The 2,724-nt window shown below is 65.3% G+C and carries 2 protein-coding genes and 1 pseudogene; 1 reads left to right on the top strand and 2 read right to left on the bottom strand.

Translation table 11 applies throughout. From position 1 onward, the window contains the following. Both RT424_RS24240 and RT424_RS24235 read right to left on the bottom strand, forming a co-directional pair. On the bottom strand, positions 1–1,216 hold a 1,216-nt coding region (locus RT424_RS24240), incomplete at its 3' end, for an acyl-CoA dehydrogenase family protein (RefSeq protein WP_313443436.1). Positions 1,217–1,231: 15 nt separating this feature from the next. Next, positions 1,232–2,335 (bottom strand): LLM class flavin-dependent oxidoreductase, encoded by a 1,104-nt coding sequence (locus RT424_RS24235; RefSeq protein WP_313443434.1) that lies wholly within the window; start codon positions 2,333–2,335, stop codon positions 1,232–1,234. Positions 2,336–2,538: 203 nt separating this feature from the next. Between RT424_RS24235 and RT424_RS24625 the strand changes: the two are divergent. Continuing rightward, a pseudogene (locus RT424_RS24625) lies at positions 2,539–2,630 on the top strand (type IV secretion system protein); the annotation flags it as partial. Positions 2,631–2,724 lie beyond the last annotated feature (94 nt).

Raw genomic sequence — 2,724 nt, 5'->3', positions numbered from 1 at the left:
CCTGCTGGCGCAGCCGGGCCGCGCGGCCGTATTCGTCGGGCGGCACGCCGTTCAGATAGTAGTTGCCGATGTGATAGATGCGCCAGCGGATCGGATCGTGCGTGGTATGGACGCGCGCATCGGCCCAGTAGCGCTGCAGATTCCAGCGATCGAGCGTCGAGTTGGCCCCGGTCAGCGAGAACAAGTCGCTGCCTATGAAGATGGAGGCTTCGTCGGACTGCGCGCGCGCCGTGGCGGTGGCAAGGATCAGCTCGTCTTCCAGCGCACGGTTGCCGGGATCGGCCTTGAACCGGTCGAACGTGCGTGCAGCGTAACGCAGCGCGGATTCCGCCGCGCGGACGGCGACGGCATATTCGCCGATGCGCTTGATCGTGTGCTGCTCGTCGGCGGCGCGCTCCAGCCCGGATTCCGGCCAGGCGCGCATGTTGTCGCGGATATAGGCGGCTGCGGCCTCCAGCGCGCCGCGCGCAATGCCGGTATCGATCGCGGCGTGCAGGATCTGCGGCCAGGTCAGCCCGGTGCGAGGCATGAAGTCCGGCGCGCCGCCCGCTGTGGCTTTTTTGGGCGCGAAGCGCGGATCGACCTCCACATTATCGAAGCTGATGCTACCGCTGACCGAATGCTGCTGGCCATAGGCATGCCAGTCGTCCTCCAGCTTCAACCCCGGCGCGTCGCGGTGCAGCAGCACGCCGACAGGGCCCTCGTCGCTGGTGGCTGAGATGGATATCCACTCGGCGAGGTAGCATCCGGTGGCGAAAGTCTTGCGGCCGTTGAGCCGCCACACCCCGGTCGCGTCCTGCGTCAGGCGGGTGCCGCCGCCCTTGCCCTTGCCTTTGCCCTCGGCCAGCGCATTGCCGAAGCGCTTGCCGGCGAAGATATCTTCGACCAGCCGCGCCCGAAAGGCGTCGTCCGGGCGCGAGAAGACGCCGCGGATCATCACATTGTGGATCTGCAGGATCTGCCCGACCCCGCCGTCCGCCGCCGAAATGATCCGCACGGTTTCCACTACCGTTTCGATCGAGGCACCCAGCCCGCCGAACTCGCGCGGAACGTAGATGCTGGTTACGCCCGAGGCGGACAGGATTTCGGCGGCTTCGTGCGGAATTTTGTCGTTCAGCGAAGCGTCGCGGGCGAGCAGGGCGATCTTCGCGGCGGCTCCGCGCGCGGCAGCTATGGCTTCGGCTTCGCTCGCCAGGCGGCGGGGAAGGGTGGTCATCGCGAAAGGCTCCGATCAGGCGGGCTGAAGCGTGGAGGAGGCGGCTCTGGCGGCGGCTTCCTCGCGGCGGCGGACCTCCTCGCGCACGGCGGGGATGATCCAGCGGCCGTAATCGACCGCGTCATAGAGCGGCTCGTAGCCGCGGTTGAGGAAGGTGGTGACGCCGATGTCATAGTAGTCGAGCAGCGCCTCGACGATCTGGTCCGGCGTGCCGACGAGCGAGGTGGAATCGTGGGTGGCACCCACCGCAGTCGCCGTGCCGAACCACAGGCATTTGTCATGACGTTCGCCGCGCTCGGCGGCGGCCAGGAGGCGCTTGGTGCCGGTGCCCTGAACGCCGTGGAACAGCGGGTTGGGGGCGGCGTTGCGACGGTTGCTGGCAAGGCGGTCGGCGATGTCGTGAGCGCGTTCCCAGGCTTGCGCTTCGGTCTTGCCGATGATCAGGCGGACCGAAAGGCTGACGCGCGGCGTAGGCTTGTCGATCGCTGCGGCGGCAGCGTGAAGTTTGGCGATCTGCTCCTTCACGTCCGTAAGCGGTTCCGCCCATAGGGCGTAGAGATCGCAGTGCCGCGCCGCGACATGATAAGCGGCGTCGGATGAACCGCCAAAGGAGACAGGGATATGGGGCTGCTGCAAAGGTTTCACCGGCGTGAAGACATTCTTCAGCTTGTAGAAGCGGCCCTCGTGATCGAACGGCTCGTCAGATGTCCAGGCCCGACGAAGAACGTCGAGATACTCACTTGTGCGCGCGTAGCGCTCGTCCTTGTCCGTGACGAAGTCTCCCAGGCCAGGCTCGGCGGTGATGCCGGTGATGGCATGGACCCGGATACGGCCGCCCGTCACATGATCGAGCGCGGCGAGCGACTTGGCGCCTTGCAGTGGGGTGAGCGGACCCGGCCTGAAGGGGATCATGAAGCCCAGCCTTTCGGTGTGCGAAGCCGCAAAGCCGGTTGCGACGATGGATTCTCCGCCGCCCAGCATCAGGACACGATCGAAACCGGCATTTTCGTGGGCCCGCGCCAAGTCGCGAAGAAACTCCAGGTCCAGGTTTTGCCCGCCACCGGCCGGCCCCTGGAACTGATTGCGGGCAGCTAGCGCTCCAACGAATTCAACTGGCATAGATCAACCCCATCTGGGCGCATGTCGCGCCATTCGAGGATTGCTAATCAAGAGCTATGCCAGTTTGCGGAATCGGCCGAAAACCGCAGGTATGGCGTCTTCCCGCTGACGGAATCTTCCTGTCTAGGTCGAAATTCATCACGGTCGGATGGTCCGCTGATGAATTCGGCGCAGCAGGTCTGCCATCCCTCATAGGAAGGCCGGTGCCCTTCGCGCTCTGGAACCGGACCGCATTCCTCGTGGAGCGCGTGCTGGGCAATGTTGTCAGCTCGGGCTCAAGGTCATGGTGCTGGCAGACAATGCTGCCGTCGTGCACGAACTGGTGTTGGCCGGTTGAACCGCACCGGGATTGCCGGAGGCCCTAACTCCTGAGAGTGAGGGTTTACGAT

This window comes from Novosphingobium sp. (assembly GCF_032093395.1).
In the GTDB taxonomy this organism is placed as follows: domain Bacteria; phylum Pseudomonadota; class Alphaproteobacteria; order Sphingomonadales; family Sphingomonadaceae; genus Novosphingobium.
The sequence above is the reverse complement of the archived record's forward strand: the minus strand, read 5'-3'. Positions and strand labels throughout refer to the sequence as shown.